A 22,117-nucleotide genomic window follows, 5' to 3' on the forward strand; every position below is an offset into this window, starting at 1 on the left:
TCCAGGCGGAAACTTTTTCTTGACGCAGCGGCGATATCGCCTATTTCGCTGAATGAACGTTCATTCGCACCCACCACAACCCGAGACCGACCATGAACATGCACTCCGCCAGCGCCGATCTGCGCAGCGCCCGTATCCTGGGCAGCATCCGCCAGACCTTTGCCGAAAAGGGCTTTGACGGCGCCTCGATGCAGGATCTGGCGCGGGCGGCGGGCATGAGCGTCGGCAATTTCTACCGCTATTTTCCGTCGAAGGCCGCGATCGTCGAGGCGCTGGTCACCCATGACCTGGAAATGATGGAGCAGGATTTCGCCGCCATCCTGCAAGCGCCCCGCCCGATGCAAAGCCTGCGCGAGGGGTTGGCGGCGCGGCTGTGTGAAGATGGCTGCAAGGACGACGGGCCGATCTGGGCCGAAATTACCGCCGCCGCCCTGCGCAAACCCGAGATTCTGACCCTGGTCTGCCGCATGGAAGCCGCAGTTGGTGACAATCTGGTGGCGGTGTTCGCCCGCGAAACCGGGCTGAACATCGAAACCACCCGGCAGCGTCACGGTGCCCATGCGGCGATGATCGTGATGCTGATCAAGGCCGCCAGCATGCAACACCCCGACGCCTGCAATCCGCGCGCCGATCTGATGGCGCTTACCCTGCGGATCATCGACCGGATCCTGGATGACATTACCGGCGCGCCCCTGGCCGCCCTTGAAGAAAGCCTGTGATGATGCGTTTGCCGATTGCCGCTGTTCTAAGCCTGCTTGCCTTGCCGGTTTTCGCCCAGACCGAAATCCCGCCCGCGGCGCCGGTGCTGCCGGCTATCACCGTCTCGACTGTGGGCAGTGCTCTGTTACGCGACCGGGTGCTGGCCTCGGGGCTGGTGGGGCCGGTGGAGCAGGTGCAGGTGCAGCCGCTGATTGAAGGCCAGCCGATCCAGACGCTGGCGGCAGATGTGGGCGATACCGTGGCGGCAGGGCAAGTGCTGGCCGTGCTGTCGGGCACCGCGCTGGATTTGCAGAAAAGCCAGTTTCTGGCCTCCCTCGCCGCGGCCCGCGCCACCATTGCGCAGGCCGAGGCGCAACTGCTGGAGGCGACCTCAAGTGCCGACGAGGCGCAGCGGGTGAATGTGCGCACCGCCAAGCTGAAGGAACAGGGGTCGGCTTCGCAGGCCGCTGCCGATCAGGCGCAGGCGGCGGCGATTTCCGCCACGGCGCGGGTGTCGGTGGCCACGCAGTCGCTGGAGGCGGCGCGGGCGCAGCTTGCGCTGGTGCAGGCGCAACTGGATAATGTGGAGTTGCAACGCTCGCGCACGCAGGTGGTGGCACCGGTGGCGGGCGAAGTGATTGCCCGCAACGCACAGGTGGGGTCGGTGGCCAGTGCCGCCGGTTCGCCGATGTTCGTGCTGATCCGCGATGGTGCGCTGGAACTGCGCGCCGATATCGCCGAACGTGATCTGCTGCGGCTGGTGCCCGGGCAGACTGCCACCATGCAGGCAGTCGGCTCTGACGAGCCGCTGACCGGCACGGTGCGGCTGGTGGAACCCAGCATCGACACCGTGACCCGGCTTGGCCGCGCCCGCATCAGCATCGACGCGCCCGACCGGTTGCGCGACGGCATGTTTGTCGATGCGGAAATTCTGGTGGCCGAACGTCAGGCGCTGGCGGTGCCGGTCACGGCCGTCGGCTCCAGTGCCGAGGGGGCCACGGTGATGCGGGTGCAACAGGGTCAGGTCAGCCGGGTGCCGGTGGTGACCGGAATCCGTGACGCCGGGTTGGTGGAGATTGTCTCGGGTCTGGCGGCGGGCGATCTGGTGGTGACCAAGGCTGCGGCCTTTGTGCGCGATGGCGACCGGGTGAACCCGGTGCCCGCGCCGATGACCAACTGAGGGGGTGGCCATGAACTTTTCCGCCTGGGCCATCCGCAACCCCGTCGCCCCGCTTTTGGGGTTTTTGATGCTGCTGGTGCTGGGCTGGCAATCCTTCAACGCGCTGCCGATCACCCGGTTTCCCAACATCGACGTGCCGCTGGTGGCGGTGACGGTGGCGCAATCGGGTGCCGCCCCCGCCGAGATGGAAACCCAGATCACCAAGGAGATCGAAGACGCGGTGGCGGGAATTTCCGGGGTGAAGAACATCATCTCGACCGTCAGTGACGGGGTCTCGACCACGGCGGTCGAATTCCGCATGGAAGTGCCGACCGACAAGGCGGTGCAAGAGGTCAAGGACGCCATTGACCAGATCCGCGGCAACCTGCCGGGCGACATCGAAAGCCCGATCGTCAGCCGGATCGACGTTGAAGGCCAGGCGATCATGACCTTCGCCGTCGCCGCCCCCAACATGACCATCGAGGAATTGTCGTGGTTCGTTGACGACACCATCATCCGCGCCTTGCAGGGCCGTCCCGGCATCGGCCGGGTGGACCGGTTCGGCGGTGCGGAACGCGAGATCAGGGTGGAACTGGACCCGGTGAAGCTGAACAGCTTTGGCATCACCGCGCAGGCGGTCAACGCGCAATTGCGGGCCACCAACACCGATCTGGGGGCCGGGCGTGCCAGCCTTGGCGTGGCCGAACAGGCGATCCGCACCCTGGGCGACGCCGCAACCGTGGCGCGGCTGTCGGAAACCACCATCAGCCTGCCCACCGGGCAACATGTGCGGCTGGGCGATCTGGGTTCGGTGGTCGATACCTATGAGGAATTGCGCTCGTTTTCGAAGTTCAACAGCGAGCAGGTGGTGACCTTCTCGGTGTTCCGCGCCAAGGGGGCGTCGGAGGTTTCAGTTTCGGAACAGGTGAATGCGACGCTGGATACCCTGCGCACCAAGCATCCCGATGTCAGCATGAAACTGGTCGATGACACGGTGTTCTACACCCGCGGCAACTACGAATCGGCGCTGAACACGCTGATCGAGGGGGCCTTGCTGGCGGTTCTGGTGGTGCTGGCGTTCCTGAAGAACTGGCGCGCTACGGCGATTGCCGCCGTGGCCTTGCCGCTGTCGGTGATTCCGACGTTCCTGGTGATGGACCTGTTGGGTTTCTCGCTGAACCTGGTGTCGTTTTTGGCGCTGACGCTGGCGACGGGGATTCTGGTCGATGATGCGATTGTCGAGATCGAGAACATCGCCAGGCATATCCGCATGGGCAAGACGCCGTTCCGCGCGGCGATCGAGGCGGCGGACGAGATTGGTCTGGCGGTGATCGCCACATCCTTCACCATCGTCGCGGTGTTCGTGCCGGTGTCGTTCATGCCGGGGATTCCAGGGCAGTATTTCCGGCAGTTCGGGCTGACGGTGGCCATTTCGGTGCTGTTCTCGTTGCTGGTGGCGCGGCTGATCACGCCGTTGATGGCCGCCTACATCATGCGCGCCAAGGATGCGCAGGACGACGAGCATCAGGATGGCCGGATCATGCGGGCCTATCAGGGCTTCGTGCGGGTGTCGCTGCGGCTGCGCTATCTCACGCTGCTGGGGGCGATTGGCGTGCTGGCGGTTTCGGTGTTCTTCATGCTGCGAATCCCCGGCTCTTTCATGCCGCCCGAGGATGTCAGCCGCATTTCGGTATCGGTCGAACTGCCGCCCGGCTCGACGCTGGAGGAGACCGACCGCACCACGCAGGCGATGGTGGATACCATCCGCGATATCGACGGGATCGAGAACCTGTTCGTGCTGGGCGGGTCTTCGCCCACCGGCGACCGCGACGTGCGGCGTGCCACGCTGACCGTGGTGCTGGAAAAGCTGGACCATTCGCTGATCCATCGGCTGAGTGATATCGCGCAGGGCATCCCGGTGCTGAACCTGTTGCCCGAGGCGCCGGTGCATGGCCGCACCAACCCGCAGCGGGTGATCGAGGCGGAAATATTCGAACGACTGGCGGTGATCCCGGATGTGCGGGCCTTCAAGCTGAACGACCGGGGCGCGCGAGATATCAGCTTTTCGGTGCTGTCCACCAACGAGGCCGATCTGAATACCGCCGTGGCGCAGCTTGAAGCGGCGCTGCGGGGCGACCCGTTGCTGGCCGAGGTGGCCTCGGAAGGCGCCTTGCCGCGACCGGAAGTGCAGATCACCCCCCGCCCGGCCGAGGCGGCGCGGCTGGGCATCACCACAAGGGCGATTGCCGATCTGGTGCGCGTGGCGACGCTGGGCGATGGCGATGCGGCGCTGGCCAAGCTGTCCATCGACAACCGGCTGATCCCGGTGCGGGTGCGGCTGAACGATGCCACGCGCGAGGATCTGTCGCGGCTGGCGGCGCTGAAGATCACGACGGCCAGCGGCTCCACGGTGCCGCTTGGCTCGATTGCCGATATCGCCATTGCCGAGGGCCCCAGCATGGTGGACCGGCTGAACCGCGAGCGCCGCGCCACCATTGGCGCCAACCTGCCGGTGGGTGTGGCCTTGGGCACCGCCACCGACCGCTTCAAGGAAATCGTCGAAAGCGTGACCCTGCCCCCGACCGTGCGCATTGCCGAATCAGGCGATGCCGAGGTGCAGACCGAACTGGTCACCGCTTTCGGCAATGCGATGATCATGGGGCTGATGCTGGTGCTGACCGTGCTGATCCTGCTGTTCAAATCGCTGATCCAGCCGTTCACCATCCTGTTTTCCCTGCCGCTGGCCATTGGCGGCGTGGCCACAGCACTGATCCTGACCGGGTCGGCGGTGTCGATGCCGGTGCTGATCGGCATCCTGATGCTGATGGGCATCGTCACCAAGAACGCCATCCTGCTGATCGACTATGCCATCGAGGCGCGGCGGCAGGGTTTCGACCGCTTTGCCGCGGTGCTGGAGGCGGGGCACAAACGGGCGCGGCCCATCGTGATGACCTCGATTGCCATGTCGGCGGGCATGTTGCCTTCGGCGCTGGGCGTGGGCGAGGGCGGGTCTTTCCGTGCACCGATGGCCACGGCGGTGATCGGCGGGATTATCGTCTCGACCGTTCTCAGCCTGGTGGTGGTGCCGTCGTTCTATCTGATCATGGACGATCTTTCGCGGCTGCTGGGCTGGGCCTTCGGGCGGCTGATCGGCAAGGGCGAGGTCGAAGCCGAGGCGCCCGCGGCCGCGGTTCTGGCCGCCAGGATCGCGGCGGGCGAGGCCGGGATTGCCGCCTTGGCCGAGCGGGTGAAGGGGCTGGAGGCCGCCGATCCGCCGCGCAGACCCGGCACCACGCTGCATGTGGCCGAATAGCCAGTGCCGGATTTTCGCGCTAAAGACCGGCAGGGCGGTGCAAAGGCTTGAACTTTGCCCGCCCGGCTGACATTTCAGCGACACCGCCATTCTGAGGACGATGATCATGCCCGCATACCGCTCCCGCACCTCGACCCATGGCCGCAACATGGCCGGCGCCCGTGGCCTGTGGCGCGCCACCGGCATGAAGGACGGCGATTTCGGCAAGCCGATCATCGCCGTGGTCAACTCCTTCACCCAATTCGTGCCGGGCCATGTGCATCTGAAAGACCTGGGCCAACTGGTCGCGCGCGAGATCGAGAAGGCGGGCGGGGTTGCCAAGGAATTCAACACCATCGCGGTGGATGACGGCATTGCCATGGGCCATGACGGCATGCTGTATTCGCTGCCCTCGCGCGAGTTGATCGCGGATTCGGTGGAATACATGGTCAACGCCCATACCGCGGATGCGATGGTCTGCATTTCCAACTGCGACAAGATCACCCCCGGCATGCTGATGGCGGCGATGCGGCTGAACATTCCGGCGATCTTCGTTTCCGGCGGGCCGATGGAGGCCGGGAAAGTCGTGCTGAACGGCAAGGTGCAGGCGCTGGACCTGGTGGATGCCATGGTGGCGGCGGCCGATGATTCGATCAGCGACGCCGATCTGGACGCCATCGAGAAGGCCTCTTGCCCGACTTGCGGTTCCTGTTCGGGCATGTTCACCGCCAATTCGATGAACTGCCTGACCGAAGCCCTGGGGCTTTCGCTGCCCGGCAACGGCTCGATGCTGGCGACCCATGCCGACCGCGAGGCGATGTTCCTGGAGGCCGGGCGGCGGATCGTCGATCTGGCCCGGCGCTATTACGAGACCGACGATGTGACCGCCCTGCCGCGCAACATCGCCACGCGCGAGGCGTTCGACAATGCGATGACGCTGGATATCGCCATGGGCGGATCGTCCAACACCGTGCTGCACATTCTGGCGATTGCGCATGAGGGCGGGGTGAATTTCACCATGGCCGATATCGACGCGCTGTCGCGCAAGGTGCCGGTGCTGTGCAAGGTCGCGCCGGCCAAGGCCGATGTGCATATGGAAGACGTGCATCGCGCCGGCGGCATCATGGCGATTCTGGGCCAACTGGATGCCGGCGGCTTGCTGCACCGCGAAGTGCCGACGGTGCACAGCCGGTCCATCGGGGCGGCGATTGACCAATGGGATATCTCGCGTTCCAACAGCGCCGAGGTGCAGCAGTTCTTCATGGCCGCCCCGGGTGGGGTGCCGACGCAGACCGCCTTCAGCCAGAACCGCCGCTGGGAGGCGCTGGATCTGGACCGCGAGAACGGGGCGATCCGCTCGGTCGCTTCGGCGTTCTCGCAGGATGGCGGGCTGGCGGTGCTGACCGGCAACCTGGCGCCCGAAGGCTGCATCGTGAAGACCGCGGGGGTCGATGACAGCATCCTGAAATTTGCCGGCCCGGCGCAGGTGTTCGAAAGCCAGGATGATGCCGTCAGCGCCATTCTGACCAACAAGGTCAAGGCGGGCGACGTGGTGGTGATCCGCTACGAAGGGCCAAAGGGCGGGCCGGGGATGCAGGAAATGCTGTATCCGACCAGCTATCTGAAGTCCAAAGGCCTGGGCAAGGCCTGCGCGCTGATCACCGACGGGCGGTTTTCCGGCGGCACCTCGGGGCTTTCCATCGGCCATGCCTCGCCCGAGGCGGCGTCGGGTGGCCTGATCGGTCTGGTGAAAACCGGCGACCGGATCGAGATCGACATTCCGAATCGCAGCATCACTCTGGCGGTGCCGGAGGCCGAGCTTGCCACGCGGCGGGCCGCGCAGGATCTGGCGGGCTGGAAACCGGCGCATCCGCGCAAGCGCAAGATCACCGCGGCGCTGCGGGCTTATGGTTCGATGGCCACCAGTGCCGCGCAGGGTGCGGTGCGGTTTGTGCCGGAATAACTAGTCGGCGGCGGGTTCGATGTCATCGTCCTCGGGGTGGATATGCGCCCCGTGGTGATGCACCCGCGGATGGCTGCGCCCGTGTTCGGCAGCGGCGGTCGAGGGGTGAACATCCGGGGTGAACGGCTCGCGCGCCGCCGTCACCTGCGCGCCCAGATCGCGCATCAGCGCCTCGGGCACCTTGTCGGCCTGCACCAGCAACCGGTCGGCCTCGATCTGCACCGCCGCCTGCCGCCGCCCCAGATGCCAGGTCAGCAGCGGCAGATCGCCGGTCAGCACCAGCACGTCTTCCTCTGCCGCGATCACCTCGATCAGCCGCCCGTCGTCCAGCAGGAAGGCGTCGCCTGCGCCCACCGCCTCGATCTCTGGCAGATCGACGACAAAGCTTTCCTCATGCACGGTTTCCAGCCGCTTCTTGCGCAACAGGCGGTCGTCATACTCCAGCACCACCAGATCATAGGCGCCGTCCCAGTCGCCCTGATGGCGAAGGCTGCGCGCGACGGGAAGCTTGGTCATGGCCTGTCCTTTCGGGGTAAGTCGTTAGCGATTCTTTTACCCTGTTGCGTCAGGCTGCAAGCAGGAAAACCGAACCAGGAGGTCGCAGATGCACAAGTTGAGCCCCGCCGACGAGCTTGCCGAAATCCGGGCCGAGATTTCCAGGCTGAAAGCGCGCGAGGCGGTGCTGCGCACGATTTTTCTTAACAGCCCTGACGAGGCGTTGATTGGTCGCTGGAGCCGGATTGAGGTCGGAACCACGCGGGCCCGCGTGTTTGACGCCAAGTTGTTGCCGCAGGAAATCCGTGACGATCCCCGGTATTGGCGCGAAAGGGTGACGCAGACGGTGTTCTGCCGACCGCTGGCACCTGCGCCCACCCCACGCCCCGGCTGGCCGATCCGCCGCGAGTTGCCGGGGGTGCCGCTGCATTAGGGTTCAGCGCGGCAGATAGCTGCCGTTCAGCGCCACGATCTCTTCATGCAAGCGCTCGGCGGCGGGTCCAAGCTCGGCGGCGGTGGGATGCACCAGAAACCAGTGCCGCTCGATCGGCAGTCCCGGCCCTGCAAGCTGCACCAGCGTGCCAAAGCGCAATTCCTCCATCACCGTATGCAGCGACAGGAAGGTGATGCCCATCCCGGCAATCACGGCCTGCTTGATGGTCTCGTTCGAGTTCATCTCGATCAGATCCAGCTGATCTCCCTCGCCCAGCCGTTCCAGATAGCGGGTCATCAGGATGCGGGTGCCCGACCCCGGTTCGCGCGCCAGGAAGGTCTGCGACAGAATCTCGGCCGCCGTCACCGAAGGCTTGCCGGCCAGCGGATGCCCCGGCCGTGCCACCAGGCCATGCGGATGCGGCCCCAGCGGCGTCGCGATGACCTCGGGCACCCGGGGCGGACGGCCCATGATCGCCAGATCGACATTGTGCCGCGTCAGATCGTCGATGATTCCCTCGCGATTTTTCACCCGCAGGGTGATTTTCACGTCGGGGCTGGTTTCGTTCAGCAAACGCACCAGTTTTGGCGCGAAATACTTGGCGGTTGACACCACGCCCAGCGTCACCCGACCGCTGTGGCCCTGCGACAAAGACAGCATCTGATCGGCGCATTGCGACATAGTGACGTCGATCCGCCGTGCCGCCTCCAGCACCACAAGTCCGTGTGGCGTCAGACCGGACCCGGCGGAATCCGCACTGCGAAACAGCAGGGGTTTGGCAAAAGCCGCCTCCAAGTTCTTGATCTGGCTGTGAATCGCCGGGGGCGTCAGACCCAGTTCATTGGCAGCCGCCGTCATGGAACCGTGCTCGGCGATGGCGCGCAGCGACCGCAACTGTTTCAGGGTAACGGCATCGAGGCGGATCATTCAATTTTCCTGAATGAAAGTTTACAACTATTAAATTTCACAAAATGGCGAAACGCGCAAGAAGCAGCCACGGCAGCTGCGTGTGAAAGGAAACATCGTGCAACTCGAAGCCAAGCCATTCCCGACCGAGGGTATCCCCGAAAACATGCAGGCGGTGATGGCGCGGCTGTCCGAGGTTGCAGCGCAGATCGCGCTGCGCATCGCCCGTGGCGGCATCGAAGAAGACCTTGCGGGGGCCGAGGGCGTCAACTCGGACGGCGACGCGCAGAAAGCGCTGGACGTGATTGCCGACGACGCCTTCCGGCTGGCGCTGGCCGATACGCCGGTGCGCTTTTACGCCTCGGAAGAACAGGAAACCGTGGTCGAGGTCAACCCGGCGGGCACGCTGGCGCTGGCCATCGACCCGCTGGACGGATCTTCCAACATCAACGCCAACGTCTCTATCGGCACGATTTTCGCGATCTACCCCGCCGAAGCCACGCCCGAGGCCAGCTTTCTGCGGCCCGGCACCGATCTGCTGGCCGGTGGATACGTGATCTACGGCCCGCAAGTGGCGCTGGTGGTGACCTTTGGCGACGGTGTGCTGAAGCTGGTGCTCGACCCGCTCACCGCCTCGTGGACCTTGGTTACACGCCGCGCGCAAGTGCCGCTGCGGTCAAACGAATTTGCCATCAACGCTTCGAACTACCGCCACTGGCCCGCAGCAATCCGCGCCTATATCGACGATTGCGTGGCCGGGTCGGAAGGACCGCGCGAGCAGAATTTCAACATGCGCTGGGTGGCATCCCTGGTGGCGGAAACCCACCGCATCCTGACCCGCGGCGGCGTGTTCCTGTATCCGCGTGACGATCGCAAGGGCTACAAGGAAGGGCGGCTGCGCTATCTTTACGAATGTGCGCCGATTGCCTTCGTGATCACCCAGGCGGGGGGTGGCGCCACCGACGGCGAAGATCCGATCCTGCCGCATGTACCGACGCATCTGCATGCCCGGACGCCATTCATTTTCGGTTCGGCCGAAAAAGTTGCCCGCATCGCCGCCTATCACGACCTTCCCGACACTGAGACATCCGCCCTTTTCGGCAAACGTGGCCTGTTCCGGAGCTAACAACATGAGCAAGAAACACCCCATCATCTCCGTCACCGGCTCTTCGGGCGCGGGCACTTCCACGGTCAAGCACACTTTCGACCAGATTTTCCGCCGCGAAGGCGTGAAGGCCGTGTCGATCGAAGGCGATGCCTTCCACCGCTTCAACCGTGTCGAGATGCGCGCCGAACTGATCCGCCGCACCGCCGAGGGCGACGCCACCTTCTCGCATTTCAGCTATGAGGCCAATGCGTTGGACGAGCTGGAGCGGGTATTCCGCGAATACGGCGATACCGGCAAGGGCCGCACCCGCACCTATGTGCATGACGATATCGAATCTGCCAAACTGGGCGTGCCGCCGGGCGAGTTTACCCCCTGGACCGCGTTTGAAGAAGGCACCGACCTGTTGTTCTACGAAGGCCTGCATGGGTCTGTGGTGAATGATCAGGTCAACCTGGCCAAGCTCGCCGATCTGAAGATCGGTGTGGTGCCGGTGATCAACCTGGAATGGATCCAGAAGATCCACCGCGACCGCGCACAGCGTGGCTATTCGACCGAAGCCGTTACCGACGTGATCCTGCGCCGCATGCACGCCTATGTGCATTGCATCGTGCCGCAGTTTTCGGAAACCGACATCAACGTGCAACGGGTGCCGGTGGTCGATACCTCGAACCCGTTCGTGGCGCGCTGGATCCCCACCGCCGACGAAAGCCTGGTGGTCATTCGCTTCAAGAACCCGCGCGGCATTGACTTCCAGTATCTGACCAACATGATCCACGGGTCCTGGATGAGCCGCGCCAACTCGATCGTCATTCCGGGCAACAAGCTTGATCTGGCCATGCAATTGATCCTCACCCCGCTGATCGAGCGGTTGGTGCGGGAAGCGAAACGCGCCTGAGGGGGGATACCATGACTGCTGTCACCGAAAAGACCATGGCCAATGCCATCCGCGCCCTGGCGATGGATGCGGTGCAGGCCGCCAACTCGGGCCACCCCGGCATGCCGATGGGTATGGCCGACGTGGCGACCGTGCTGTTCAACCGCTTCATGACGGTTGATCCGGCGGCGGACCGCTGGATGAACCGCGACCGGTTCATCCTGTCGGCGGGCCACGGCTCGATGCTGATCTATGCGCTGAACCATCTGATGGGCTACAGCGACATGGGGATCGACCAGATCAAGGCGTTCCGCCAGTTGGGCAGCCGCACCGCCGGCCACCCGGAATATGGCCACGCCAAGGGCATCGAGGTCACCACCGGCCCGCTGGGGCAGGGCATTGCCACCTCGGTGGGCATGGCTTTGGCCGAACGGATGGGGGCGGCGCGCTTCCCCGATCTGGTGGATCATTTCACCTATGTCATCGCCGGTGACGGTTGCCTGATGGAAGGCATCAGCCACGAAGCCATTGATATGGCGGGGCATCTTGGCCTTGGCCGTCTGATCGTGATGTGGGACGACAACAAGATCACCATCGACGGCGATACCGAGCTTTCGACTTCGACCAACCAGGCCGCGCGTTTTGCAGCCTCCGGTTGGCATGTGCAGGCCGTGGATGGCCACAACCCGGAAGAGATTGCCGCGGCCATCACCGCCGCCCGTGTCGATCCGCGGCCCAGCCTGATCGCCTGCCGCACCATCATCGGCTTTGGCGCGCCCAACAAGCAAGGTAGCCACGATGTGCATGGCGCGCCGCTGGGCGATGCCGAGATTGCCGCCGCCCGCGAATTCCTGGGCTGGCCGCATGCGCCCTTCGTGATCCCGCAAGATGTCTATGACGCCTGGCACAAGGTTTCCGCCCGCGGTGCCGCAGCGCACGCGGCCTGGGAAGCGCGACTGGCCACCTCGCCCAACCGCGACGCCTTTGCCGTGGCGCTGGCCTGCGATCCGGCGCCACTGACCCCGGCGATGGCCGCCTACAAGGCGCAACTGTTGGTTGACAAGCCGAAGGTAGCCACCCGCAAGGCCAGCGAAATGGCGCTGGGCGTGGTGAACGGCACGCTGCCCTTCGTGATCGGCGGCTCGGCCGACCTGACCGGGTCGAACCTGACCCGCACCAAGGGCCAGAAATCGGTGACCAAGGCCGACTATTCCGGCAGCTACATCCACTACGGCATCCGCGAGCACGGCATGGCTGCGGCGATGAACGGCATCGCGCTGCACGGCTTGTTCAAAACCTATGGCGGCACCTTCATGGCCTTTGCCGACTACTGCCGCCCGTCGATCCGTCTGGCGGCGCTGATGGGCGTGCCGGTGACCTATGTAATGACCCATGACTCGATTGGTCTGGGCGAGGACGGCCCGACCCACCAGCCGGTGGAACATCTGGCCAGCTTGCGCGCCATTCCAAACCTGAACGTCATCCGGCCCTGCGACGTGATGGAAACCGCCGAAGCCTGGGAAATGGCGATGGCCTCGACCTGCACGCCGACGCTGTTGGTGCTGTCGCGGCAAAACCTGCCGCTGGTGCGCACTGCGGCGGGCGAAAACCTGACCGCCAAGGGGGCCTATGTGCTGCGCGATGTGGCCAACCGGCAGGTGACGCTGATCTCGAACGGTTCCGAGATTGAAATCGCCCTGGCTGCCGCCGATGCTCTGGCCGCCGATGGCATCCGCGCCGCGGTGGTTTCGGCCCCGTGCTTCGAGACCTTCGCCGCACAACCCGCCGCCTATCAGGCGCAGGTTCTGGGCGACGCCCCGCGCGTCGGCGTCGAGGCCGCGATCCGTCAGGGCTGGGATAACCTGCTGCGCCATACCGATGGTTTCATCGGCATGACCGGCTTTGGCGCCTCGGCCCCGGCCCCGCAGCTTTACAAACACTTCGGCATCACGGCAGAGGCCGTGGTCGCTGCCGCCAAAGCAAGACTCTGAGGGATGTAATTGAAATGACAGTCAAAGTAGCAATCAACGGCTTCGGCCGCATTGGCCGTAACGTGCTGCGCGCCATCGTCGAATCCGGCCGCACCGATATTCAGGTGGTGGCGATCAACGACCTTGGCCCGGTGGAAACCAACGCGCATCTCTTGCGGTTCGATAGTGTGCATGGCCGCTTTCCCGGCACCGTGACCACCGGCACCGACTGGATCGACGCCGGCCAGGGCAAGATTCGCGTCACCGCGATCCGCGATCCGAAAGACCTGCCCTGGGGCGATGTGGATATCGCGCTGGAATGTACCGGCATCTTCACCGACAAGCCGAAAGCCGAACTGCATCTGGCGAATGGCTCCAAGCGCGTGCTGGTGTCGGCCCCCTCGGGCGGTGCTGACAAGACCATCGTGTTCGGCGTCAACCATGGCACGCTGACCGCCGCCGATCTGGTGGTTTCCAACGCGTCCTGCACCACCAACTGCCTGTCGCCGGTGGCGCAGGTGCTGCATGAAACCGTGGGCATCGTGAAGGGTTTCATGACCACGATCCACAGCTATACCGGCGATCAGCCGACGCTGGATACCATGCACAAGGATCTGTACCGCGCCCGTGCCGCCGCCCTGTCGATGATCCCGACCAGCACCGGCGCTGCGAAAGCCGTGGGTCTGGTGCTGCCCGACCTGAACGGCAAGCTGGACGGCGTGGCGATCCGGGTGCCGACGCCGAATGTCTCGGTGGTCGATCTGGTTTTCGAAGCAGCCCGCGCTACAACCGTCGAGGAAATCAACACCGCCATCCGCACCGCCGCGAATGGCCGCCTGAAGGGCATCCTTGGCTATACCGATCAGTCGAACGTCTCGTCCGACTTCAACCACGATCCACATTCCTCGGTGTTCCACACCGATCAGACCAAGGTGATGGCTGGCACGATGGTGCGCATCCTGTCCTGGTATGACAACGAATGGGGCTTTTCCAACCGCATGGCGGATACCGCCGTGGCGATGGGCAAATTGATCTGACAGGAGGCCACGATGGCACTGATTACACTGCGTCAACTGCTGGACCACGCTGCCGAAAATGGCTATGGCGTGCCGGCATTCAACATCAACAACATGGAACAAGGTCTGGCCATCATGGAGGCCGCCAAGGCCACCGATGCGCCGGTGATCATCCAGGCCTCGCGCGGGGCCCGGTCTTACGCCAACGACATCATGCTGGCCAAGATGATCGAGGCGCTGGCGGCGATCTATCCGCAGATCCCGCTGTGCATGCATCAGGACCACGGCAACGACGAAGCCACCTGCATGTCGGCCATCAAGCACGGTTTCAACTCGGTGATGATGGACGGCAGCCTGATGGGCGACGCCAAGACCCCGGCGAGCTATGAATACAACCTCGGCATCACCGGCCGGGTGTCGGCGATGGCGCATTGGGTTGGCGCTTCGGTCGAAGGCGAGCTGGGCGTCCTGGGTTCGTTGGAAACCGGCGAAGGCGAGGCCGAGGATGGCCACGGCGCCGTTGGCAAGCTGGACCACAGCCAGTTGCTGACAGACCCGGATCAAGCCGTTGATTTCGTGATGAAAACCAAGGTTGACGCGCTGGCAATCGCCTGCGGCACCAGCCATGGCGCCTACAAGTTCAGCCGCAAACCCACCGGCGACATTCTGGCGATGAGCGTGATCGAGGCGATCCACAAGAAGCTGCCGAACACCCACCTGGTGATGCACGGCTCGTCTTCCGTTCCGCAGGAACTGCAGGACATCATCAACGAGTTCGGCGGCGCCATGCCGCAGACCTTTGGTGTGCCGGTCGAGGAAATCGTGCGCGGCATCAAGATGGGCGTGCGCAAGGTCAACATCGACACCGATTGCCGTATGGCGATGACCGGGCAGTTCCGCAAGATCGCGACGCAGAACCCGAAAGAGTTCGACCCGCGCAAGTTCCTGAAACCGGCGATGGACGCAATGCGCGACCTTTGCAAACTGCGTCTGGAAGCCTTTGGCACTGCCGGCAATGCCAGCAAGATCAAGGTCATCTCGATGGACGACATGGCCAAACGCTATGCCTCGGGCGCGCTTGACCCGACCGTGAAGTAATTCGGCCCATCTGGCCACCAGCCCTTGAAGGAGAAGACCAATGGACCAATCTGATCGCTATGCCAACCTTGGCCTGAAAGAAGCCGACCTGATGGCCGGCGGCCGTCATGTGCTGGTGGCCTATATCATGAAACCGAAAGCCGGCTTTGGCGGCTTTCTGGAAACCGCGGCGCATTTCGCCGCCGAAAGCAGCACCGGCACCAACGTCGAAGTGTCCACCACCGACGATTTCACCCGCGGCGTCGATGCGCTGGTCTATGAGATCAACGAGGCCACCGGCCTGATGAAGATCGCCTACCCGGTGGAGTTGTTCGACCACAACATCACCGACGGCCGGGCGATGATCTGCTCGTTCCTGACGCTGACCATCGGCAACAACCAGGGCATGGGCGACGTTGAATACGCCAAGATGCACGACTTCTGGGTGCCGCCGGTGTATCTGAATGCCTTCGACGGCCCCTCGACCACCATCGCCGATCTGTGGCGCGTGCTGGGGCGGCCGCATGTGAACGGCGGTTTCATCGTCGGCACCATCATCAAGCCGAAGCTGGGCCTGCGCCCGAAGCCGTTTGCCGATGCCTGCTATGACTTCTGGCTGGGCGGCGACTTCATCAAGAACGACGAGCCGCAAGGCAACCAGATTTTCGCGCCGATGCGCGAGACGGTGAAACTGGTGTCCGATGCGATGAAACGCGCGCAGGACAAGACCGGGATGGCCAAGCTGTTCTCGTTCAACATCACCGCCGACGACCATTACGAAATGGTGGCCCGCGGCGAGTATATCCTTGAAGTGTTTGGCGAAAACGCCCGCCACGTCGCTTTCCTGGTTGATGGCTACGTTACCGGCCCGGCGGCGATCACCACCGCCCGCCGCCGCTTCCCCGACCAATACCTGCACTACCACCGGGCTGGCCATGGCGCCGTGACCTCGCCGCAGTCGATGCGCGGCTACACCGCTTTCGTGCTGTCGAAGATGGCGCGTCTGCAAGGCGCCTCGGGCATCCACACCGGCACCATGAGCTTTGGCAAGATGGAGGGCGAGGCTTCCGACAAGCTGATGGCCTTCATGATCACCGACGACGTGGCGATGGGTCCGTATTTCAAGCAGGAATGGAACGGCATGAACCCCACCACCCCGATCATTTCGGGCGGGATGAATGCGCTGCGGATGCCGGGGTTCTTCAAGAACCTGGGCCATTCCAACCTGATCCTGACGGCGGGCGGCGGTGCCTTCGGCCATATCGACGGCGCGATTGCTGGCGCGACCTCGTTGCGGCAGGCCGAGCAGTGCTGGAAATCCGGGGCCGACCCGATCGAGTTCGCCAAATCGCATCGCGAATTTGCCCGTGCCTTCGAAAGCTTCCCGGGTGACGCCGACAAGCTGTATCCCGGCTGGCGCAAAGCGCTGGGCGTCTGATAGCAAAACGGCACCGCCGCGCTGGCGGTGCCGCATTTTTCCGGGGAGGAAACCATGTTTGACCGTTCCATCAAGATCTCGCCGTCGATCCTGTCGGCCGATTTCGCCAATTTCGGTGCCGAATGTCGCGCCATCGAAGCGCAAGGGGCCGATTGGGTGCATGTCGATGTGATGGACGGGCATTTCGTGCCCAACCTGACCTTCGGCCCGGCGATGTGTGCTGCGATTCGTCCGCACATCAAGGGCGTGATGGACGTGCATCTGATGATCTCGCCAGTCGATGCCTATATCGAGGCCTTTGCCAAGGCCGGTTCGGATATCATCACCGCGCATCTGGAAGCGGGCCCGCACATTCACCGCACCTTGCAGGCCATTCGCGGTGCCGGTGCCAAGGCCGGTGTCTCGTTGAACCCCGGCACCGGGCTGGAGGATATGCCTTACCTTCTGGACATGGTTGACATGGTGCTGGTGATGACCGTGAACCCCGGTTTCGGCGGGCAGAAATTCATCCACAGCCAGGTCGACAAGGTCCGGCGCTTGCGCGAGATGATCGGTGACCGGCCGATCCATATCCAGATTGACGGCGGCATCACCCCGGAAACCGCGCCGCTGGTGGCTGCGGCGGGTGCCGATGTTCTGGTGGCGGGTTCTGCGGTGTTCAAGGGCGGCTCGGTCAGCAACCCCGCACCCTACGGTGAAAATATTCGCGCCATCCGCGCAGCCGCCGAGGCCGCCCGTGCCTGATGGCTGGCCCGAGGCTTTGATCTTCGACGTGGATGGCACGCTGGCGGAAACCGAAGAGTTGCACCGCCGTGCCTTCAACGCCGCCTTCGCCGATGCCGGTTTGCGCTGGAACTGGAGCCAGGACGACTATCGCGCGCTGCTGACCACCACGGGCGGCAAGGAACGCATCGCGCGCTATGTCACCGAACGCGGTGGCGATCCGGCAACGGTGCCGGTGGCCGAGTTGCACAAGGCCAAGACCGCGCATTACGTCGATCTGATGGCGCGCGGCCAGATCGCCCTGCGCCCCGGCATTGCCGATCTGATCGACGAGGCGCGTGCGGCGGGGCGGCGGCTGGCGATTGCCACCACCACCAGCCCGGCCAATGTCGAGGCCCTATGCCTGGCGGTGTTCGGCAAACCTGCGGCGCAGGTGTTCGACGTGATCGCCGCGGGCGACGAGGTTCCGGCCAAGAAACCGGCGCCCGACATCTATCTGCTGGCGTTGCAGCGGCTTGGCCTGACCGCCGATCGCGCCGTGGCGCTGGAGGATTCGCGCAATGGCCTTCGGTCGGCACGGGCGGCAAAGCTGGCCTGCGTGGTGTCGCCGGGCGTCTATACCGCGGGCGAGGATTTCAGTGCAGCCACGCTGGTTCTGGGCTGTTTCACCGATCTGGGCGGGTTGGCCGGGTTGTCGGCGGTGCGCACATGACGGTGGTGATCTTCGATCTGGACGGCACGCTGATCGATTCCGCGCCGGATATCCACGCGGCCTCCAACCGGGTGCTGCTGGAAGAAGGCTTTGCACCGCTGACAATGGCGCAGGTGCGCAGTTTCATCGGCAAGGGCGTGCCGCATCTGGTGGGGCAGTTGCTGCAAGCCTCGGGCGAGGATCCGGCGGGGCCGCGGCTGGCACCGATGATCGCGCGCTTTGCCGAAGGGTATGAGACTGCGGTGGGGCTGACGGTGCCTTACCCCGGCGTTGTGGCGGCGCTGGCGGCGTTGCGGGCGCAGGGCATGCCGCTGGGCGTCTGCACCAACAAGCCGCTGGCCCCGGCCAAGGCGGTGTTGCAGCATCTGGGGTTGCTGGCGTCGTTCGACGCCGTGCTGGGCGGCGACAGCCTGCCGCAGCGCAAGCCCGACCCGGCGCCGCTGTTTGCCACGCTGGCAGCCCTTGGCGGCGGCCCGGTGGTCTATGTGGGTGACAGCGAGATCGACGCCCAGACCGCCGCCGCCGCAGGCATGCCCTTTGCACTTTACACCGAAGGCTATCGCAAGACCCCGGTGGCCGATCTGCCGCATGACGTGGCGTTTTCGGATTTCGCAGAACTGCCGGGCATCGTGGCACGGCTGGCGGCATCTGCGGGTGCCAGGCAGGCTTGACCCAGATCAGTGCGGCCGCGCCTGATGCGGCATTGACTGGACGCGTCAGGAAAGGCCTGCGCCATGTCCGAACTCGATCCCTTCATGCGGCTGGGCGTGGCCTTGGCCATCGGCCTGATGGTGGGGCTAGAACGCGGCTGGCGCACCCGCGGGACCGAGGATAACAGCCGCGCTGCCGGTCTGCGCACCTTTGGCATTTCCGGGTTGATGGGCGGCGTCTGCGGCGTTCTGGTGCCGAACCTCGGGCCGCTGTTCGTCGGACTGGCGTTCTTGGCTTTCACTGCGGTGTTCGGCGGATTTTTCTGGCTGGAGGCCCGGCAGAACCGCGTTTTCAGCGCCACCAGCGTAGTGGCGGGCATGCTGACCTTCCTGCTGGGCGTGTTGGCGGCGGCGGGAGATATCCAGCTGGCCATCGCCGCGGCGGTGGTGATGACGGTGCTGCTGGCGCTGCGCGAACCCCTGCACCGCTGGGTCGCCTCGGTCACCTGGGAGGAAATTCGCGCGGCGCTGATCCTGCTGGTGATGAGCTTTCTGTTGCTGCCGATGCTGCCCAACCGGGCGCTGGACCCCTGGGGCGCGGTGAACCTTTATGAGGTCTGGCTGCTGGCGATCATGATCGCGCTGATCTCGTTCGCCGGTTACGTCGCGGTGCGGCTGTTCGGTGACCGGCTGGGGATCATCGTCACGGCGGCGGCGGGCGGGCTGGCATCATCGACGGCCACCACGCTGACCTTCGCGCGACTGGGGCGCGAGGCGCCGGGGGCGGAGAACCTGCTGGCCGGCGGCATCCTGATCAGCGGTATGGTGATGCTGCTGCGGGTGGGGGTGATCGCGGTGGCGCTGAACAACGCGCTGCTGGGGCTGTTGTGGCAACCCTTGCTGGCGGCGGCGTTGGTGATGGCGGCGGCGGCGCTGGCGATGATCTATGCACCGCATCGGTCGCATGCGGCGCAGCCGGGGCCGCATCTGACGATCTCCAACCCGCTGGTGCTGGGCGCCTCGCTGAAGCTGGCGGGGCTGATCGCGCTGGTGATGCTGGCGGCGACGCTGGTGCAGCGGGCCTATGGCGACATGGGGGTGCTGATCGTGGCGGCGGCCTCGGGGATCGCCGATGTCGATGCCATCACCATCTCGATGGCGCGGATGAATGACGGGCTGGCGCTGGCGGCGCAGGCGATCTTGCTGGCGGTGACGGTCAATACCGTGTCGAAAGCGGTGATTGCCGCCTGGGTGGGCGGTGTGGCGGTGGGCAGCCGGGTGGCGCTGGCCAGCCTGGCGGCGCTGCTGGCCGGGGCGGGCGTGTTTTCCCTGCTGGTTGCGGGCTAAAGATAGCCGTGGATCGGCAGATGCCCGATCACCCAGCTTATGGCGCGCAGGCTGGCAGGTGCCTCGGGTTCCACCCGTAGCAGCGGTGCATGACCGGGCCTTGCCACTGCCCAGAGCAGCCTTTTGCCGCGAAGTGACAAAGCATAGGAATTCTCGGGTGCCGACAGCCTGTCGATCATCGCCTCAAGTTCGGCCACCAACTCGGGCTGATCGAACTGCAAGCCCAGCTCGGTGTTCATCAAGGCCGAGCGCAGGTCGAAGTTCAGCGAGCCGACAACGGCGGTGCGGCCATCAACCAGAAACACCTTGGAGTGCAGCACGTCGCGCTTGCCTTCGGGGCGGCGCGGCGGGCCGTATTCGTGCAGGTTGGCACCGGCGGCCAGCAGCGGCTGGCGGTAGTGGCGGTAGGCGCCATGCACCAGCACATTGTCGGTGGCCGACAGCGCGTTGGTCAGCAAGGTCACGCGCACCCCCCGCCGGGCCAGCCGCGACAGCGCCTGTAACGCCGGAATCCCCGGCACGAAATAGGGGGTGATCAGCCGCACCTCGTGTTGCGCGCCGTCCAGCAGGGTGGCGATGCCTTCCGACATCCAGGGCGTCACACGCTTGCCGAAGGCCTTTTCCGGCGGGTCGGCCAGCACGCTGGCCTTGTCGGTCCAGCGCAGCCGTTGCTGCAGCGCGGCCAGATCCGCGCGACCCACCGCGGCCTGAAACCGCTGCGCGGCACCGTCGTTCACGTGCCTGGCCAGCCTGCGGCGGAACCGCTTCATGTTGACCTTGAACCGCGGCGAAAGCGTCAGGATCGGCAGCACCAGGCCGAGGTTCCAGTAACCGTCGAACACCACCGCCAGATCGGCCACCGGCGGCCCGATCAGCAGGACATCGGCATCCTGCGCATTGCGCCCGCCGCCCTCCAACGCGCCGAAATACATGTCACCGATGTTGCGACCGCCGACGATGGCCAGCCGCCCGTCGGCCAGCCACATCTTGCCATGCATCCGCTTGGTAAAGCGCGACAGGCCCAGCAGCATCTCCAGCCCGCGGCGAAAAGCATGGCCGCGGTTGCGGGTGGGGTTGAACAGCCGCACATGCACGTTGGGATGCTGGTTCAGCGCCAGAAACGCCGGGTCAAAGCCCTGCACGTTCACATCGTCCAGCAAAAGCCGGATGCGCACGCCACGATCCGCCGCCGCCAGCAGTTCGGCCAGCATCAGCCAGCCGGTGGTGTCGGTGGACCAGGCGTAATACATCAGGTCCAGACTGCGCCCGGCCTGCCGCGCCGCGAGTGTGCGCAGGGTGAAGGCTTCGGCATTTTCCAGCACGTTCATCAGCCCGGTCTGGCCGGGATGCGCCGCCTCCAGCGGGTCGCAGAAGCTGTCCAGCGCGGTATCGGCGCCTGCGCGCGGCATCGCCACCATCATCGGCCCGCGCGCCCGCTTGGCGAACCTTGCGTAAGACCGGAAGCCCAGCCACGAGGCCACCAGAACCAGCACCGTCAGAACGGCCAGCCAGATCAACAGCTTGATGCCGAAGGCGGTCATTTTCCCGCGCCAAGCCGCAGCCGCGCCTTGATCGGCAGATGGTCCGAGGCGCGGCGGGCCAGCGGACTGTCATGCGTGGCGATATCCAGCAACTGGCCCTGATCGCAGATCATCATCCGGTCCAGCGGCAGCAGCGGATAGCGCGCGGGATAGCTGGCGCGCGGGCTGGCCGGGGTGAAATGCCGCGCGAAATGCCCCATCGCGGCACTGCCGGTATCGCGCCATTCGTTCAGATCGCCCATCAGCAGGGTCGGGCGGCGCTCCAGCGTGTTCAGCTTGGCCAGCAGCGCCTGTGCCTGCACCGCGCGCGACCCCGGCAACAGCCCCAGATGCGCCGAGATCACCCGCAGCGGCTGCCCCTTGATCACCAGATCGGTCATCAACGCGCCGCGCGGCTCCAGCCCCGGCAGGGCAAGCTGATGCACCTCTTGCACCAGCGTGTCGCGCACCAAAAGCAGGTTGCCGTGCCAGCCATGCGAGTCGCGCTGACCCTTGACCGCCACCGGTACCAGCCCAAGGTCATGGCGCAAGCGGTCCAGATCCAGCAGCCCGGCGCGGCTGCCAAAGCGCATGTCGGCCTCTTGCAGCGCCAGAATGTCGGCACCGATTTCCGCGATCACCGCGGCGGTGCGGGCAAGATCGCGGCGCCGGTCGGCACCGATGCCCTTGTGGATGTTGTAGGAAGCCACCGAAAGGTCGCGCGCATGCATCATG

Annotated in this window: 19 protein-coding genes; 15 read left to right on the top strand and 4 right to left on the bottom strand. The window is 65.0% G+C overall.

Annotated features, from left to right (window positions below; all coding sequences use genetic code 11):
- The first annotated feature begins 92 nt into the window (after positions 1-92).
- The 4 genes from RSW2DRAFT_RS01705 to ilvD all read left to right on the top strand — a co-directional run bounded on the left by RSW2DRAFT_RS01705 (position 93) and on the right by ilvD (position 7,113).
- Positions 93-719 (top strand): TetR/AcrR family transcriptional regulator, encoded by a 627-nt coding sequence (locus RSW2DRAFT_RS01705; protein WP_008027417.1) that lies wholly within the window; start codon positions 93-95, stop codon positions 717-719.
- A complete protein-coding gene (locus tag RSW2DRAFT_RS01710) occupies positions 719-1,879 on the top strand; it encodes an efflux RND transporter periplasmic adaptor subunit (protein WP_008027419.1) in 1,161 nt (386 codons plus the stop codon). The genes RSW2DRAFT_RS01705 and RSW2DRAFT_RS01710 overlap by 1 nt, the downstream gene beginning before the upstream one ends.
- A 10-nt stretch (positions 1,880-1,889) precedes the next feature.
- Complete coding sequence (locus RSW2DRAFT_RS01715) at positions 1,890-5,171, top strand: efflux RND transporter permease subunit (RefSeq protein ID WP_008027420.1); 3,282 nt, start codon at positions 1,890-1,892, stop codon at positions 5,169-5,171.
- 106 nt (positions 5,172-5,277) lie between these two features.
- Entirely contained in the window at positions 5,278-7,113 is a 1,836-nt protein-coding gene (gene ilvD / locus RSW2DRAFT_RS01720) for a dihydroxy-acid dehydratase (protein ID WP_008027422.1), read from the top strand.
- Here ilvD and RSW2DRAFT_RS01725 read toward each other — a convergent pair whose 3' ends face one another.
- Positions 7,114-7,629, bottom strand: coding sequence for an urease accessory protein UreE (locus RSW2DRAFT_RS01725; protein ID WP_008027424.1), 516 nt, complete (start codon positions 7,627-7,629; stop codon positions 7,114-7,116). It abuts the gene before it with no gap.
- Positions 7,630-7,717: 88 nt separating this feature from the next.
- Here RSW2DRAFT_RS01725 and RSW2DRAFT_RS01730 point away from each other — a divergent pair, with 88 nt between their 5' ends.
- The gene (locus tag RSW2DRAFT_RS01730; protein WP_008027426.1) at positions 7,718-8,041 is read left to right on the top strand and encodes a hypothetical protein; all 324 of its coding nucleotides are present in this window, start codon (positions 7,718-7,720) and stop codon (positions 8,039-8,041) included.
- A 3-nt stretch (positions 8,042-8,044) separates the two neighbouring features.
- On the opposite strand, the gene cbbR is transcribed toward RSW2DRAFT_RS01730, so the two are convergent.
- On the bottom strand, positions 8,045-8,968 hold the full coding sequence (gene cbbR, locus RSW2DRAFT_RS01735) for a LysR family regulator CbbR (protein WP_008027428.1): 924 nt from the start codon (positions 8,966-8,968) through the stop codon (positions 8,045-8,047).
- Positions 8,969-9,113: 145 nt separating this feature from the next.
- Here cbbR and RSW2DRAFT_RS01740 point away from each other — a divergent pair, with 145 nt between their 5' ends.
- The 10 genes from RSW2DRAFT_RS01740 (at position 9,114) to RSW2DRAFT_RS01785 (ending at position 19,862) form a co-directional block, all read left to right on the top strand.
- Positions 9,114-10,073: a class 1 fructose-bisphosphatase gene (locus RSW2DRAFT_RS01740; protein WP_050786760.1), complete on the top strand. Its 960-nt coding sequence runs from the start codon at positions 9,114-9,116 to the stop codon at positions 10,071-10,073.
- Positions 10,074-10,077: 4 nt separating this feature from the next.
- Positions 10,078-10,950: a phosphoribulokinase gene (locus RSW2DRAFT_RS01745; protein WP_008027434.1), complete on the top strand. Its 873-nt coding sequence runs from the start codon at positions 10,078-10,080 to the stop codon at positions 10,948-10,950.
- Positions 10,951-10,961: 11 nt separating this feature from the next.
- Positions 10,962-12,920: a transketolase gene (tkt, locus tag RSW2DRAFT_RS01750; RefSeq protein WP_008027435.1), complete on the top strand. Its 1,959-nt coding sequence runs from the start codon at positions 10,962-10,964 to the stop codon at positions 12,918-12,920.
- 14 nt (positions 12,921-12,934) lie between these two features.
- Positions 12,935-13,936 carry a type I glyceraldehyde-3-phosphate dehydrogenase gene (gene gap / locus RSW2DRAFT_RS01755; RefSeq protein WP_008027436.1) on the top strand — a complete coding sequence of 334 codons (1,002 nt, stop codon included), beginning with the start codon at positions 12,935-12,937 and terminating at the stop codon, positions 13,934-13,936.
- A 12-nt stretch (positions 13,937-13,948) separates the two neighbouring features.
- A complete protein-coding gene (fba, locus tag RSW2DRAFT_RS01760; protein WP_008027437.1) occupies positions 13,949-15,013 on the top strand; it encodes a class II fructose-bisphosphate aldolase in 1,065 nt (354 codons plus the stop codon).
- A 40-nt stretch (positions 15,014-15,053) separates the two neighbouring features.
- Complete coding sequence (locus RSW2DRAFT_RS01765; RefSeq protein WP_008027438.1) at positions 15,054-16,430, top strand: ribulose-bisphosphate carboxylase; 1,377 nt, start codon at positions 15,054-15,056, stop codon at positions 16,428-16,430.
- 54 nt (positions 16,431-16,484) lie between these two features.
- Positions 16,485-17,174 carry a ribulose-phosphate 3-epimerase gene (gene rpe / locus RSW2DRAFT_RS01770; RefSeq protein WP_008027439.1) on the top strand — a complete coding sequence of 230 codons (690 nt, stop codon included), beginning with the start codon at positions 16,485-16,487 and terminating at the stop codon, positions 17,172-17,174.
- On the top strand, positions 17,167-17,865 hold the full coding sequence (locus tag RSW2DRAFT_RS01775; protein ID WP_008027440.1) for an HAD family hydrolase: 699 nt from the start codon (positions 17,167-17,169) through the stop codon (positions 17,863-17,865). The genes rpe and RSW2DRAFT_RS01775 overlap by 8 nt, the downstream gene beginning before the upstream one ends.
- Positions 17,862-18,536, top strand: a complete 675-nt coding sequence (gene gph / locus RSW2DRAFT_RS01780) for a phosphoglycolate phosphatase (RefSeq protein ID WP_008027441.1) — start codon at positions 17,862-17,864, stop codon at positions 18,534-18,536. The genes RSW2DRAFT_RS01775 and gph overlap by 4 nt, the downstream gene beginning before the upstream one ends.
- Positions 18,537-18,599: 63 nt before the next feature.
- On the top strand, positions 18,600-19,862 hold the full coding sequence (locus RSW2DRAFT_RS01785) for an MgtC/SapB family protein (protein ID WP_008027442.1): 1,263 nt from the start codon (positions 18,600-18,602) through the stop codon (positions 19,860-19,862).
- Here the strand turns inward: RSW2DRAFT_RS01785 and RSW2DRAFT_RS01790 are convergent.
- Together RSW2DRAFT_RS01790 and RSW2DRAFT_RS01795 are read right to left on the bottom strand one after the other, a co-directional pair.
- Positions 19,859-21,403: a phospholipase D family protein gene (locus RSW2DRAFT_RS01790; protein ID WP_008027443.1), complete on the bottom strand. Its 1,545-nt coding sequence runs from the start codon at positions 21,401-21,403 to the stop codon at positions 19,859-19,861. The two genes, RSW2DRAFT_RS01785 and RSW2DRAFT_RS01790, sit on opposite strands and share 4 nt — an antisense overlap.
- Positions 21,400-22,116 (bottom strand): endonuclease/exonuclease/phosphatase family protein, encoded by a 717-nt coding sequence (locus tag RSW2DRAFT_RS01795; protein WP_008027444.1) that lies wholly within the window; start codon positions 22,114-22,116, stop codon positions 21,400-21,402. Before RSW2DRAFT_RS01795 ends, RSW2DRAFT_RS01790 begins: the two co-directional genes overlap by 4 nt.
- Position 22,117: the final 1 nt, after the last annotated feature.

Source organism: Rhodobacter ferrooxidans (assembly GCF_000176015.1).
Classification (GTDB): Bacteria; Pseudomonadota; Alphaproteobacteria; order Rhodobacterales; family Rhodobacteraceae; genus Pseudorhodobacter_B; species Pseudorhodobacter_B ferrooxidans.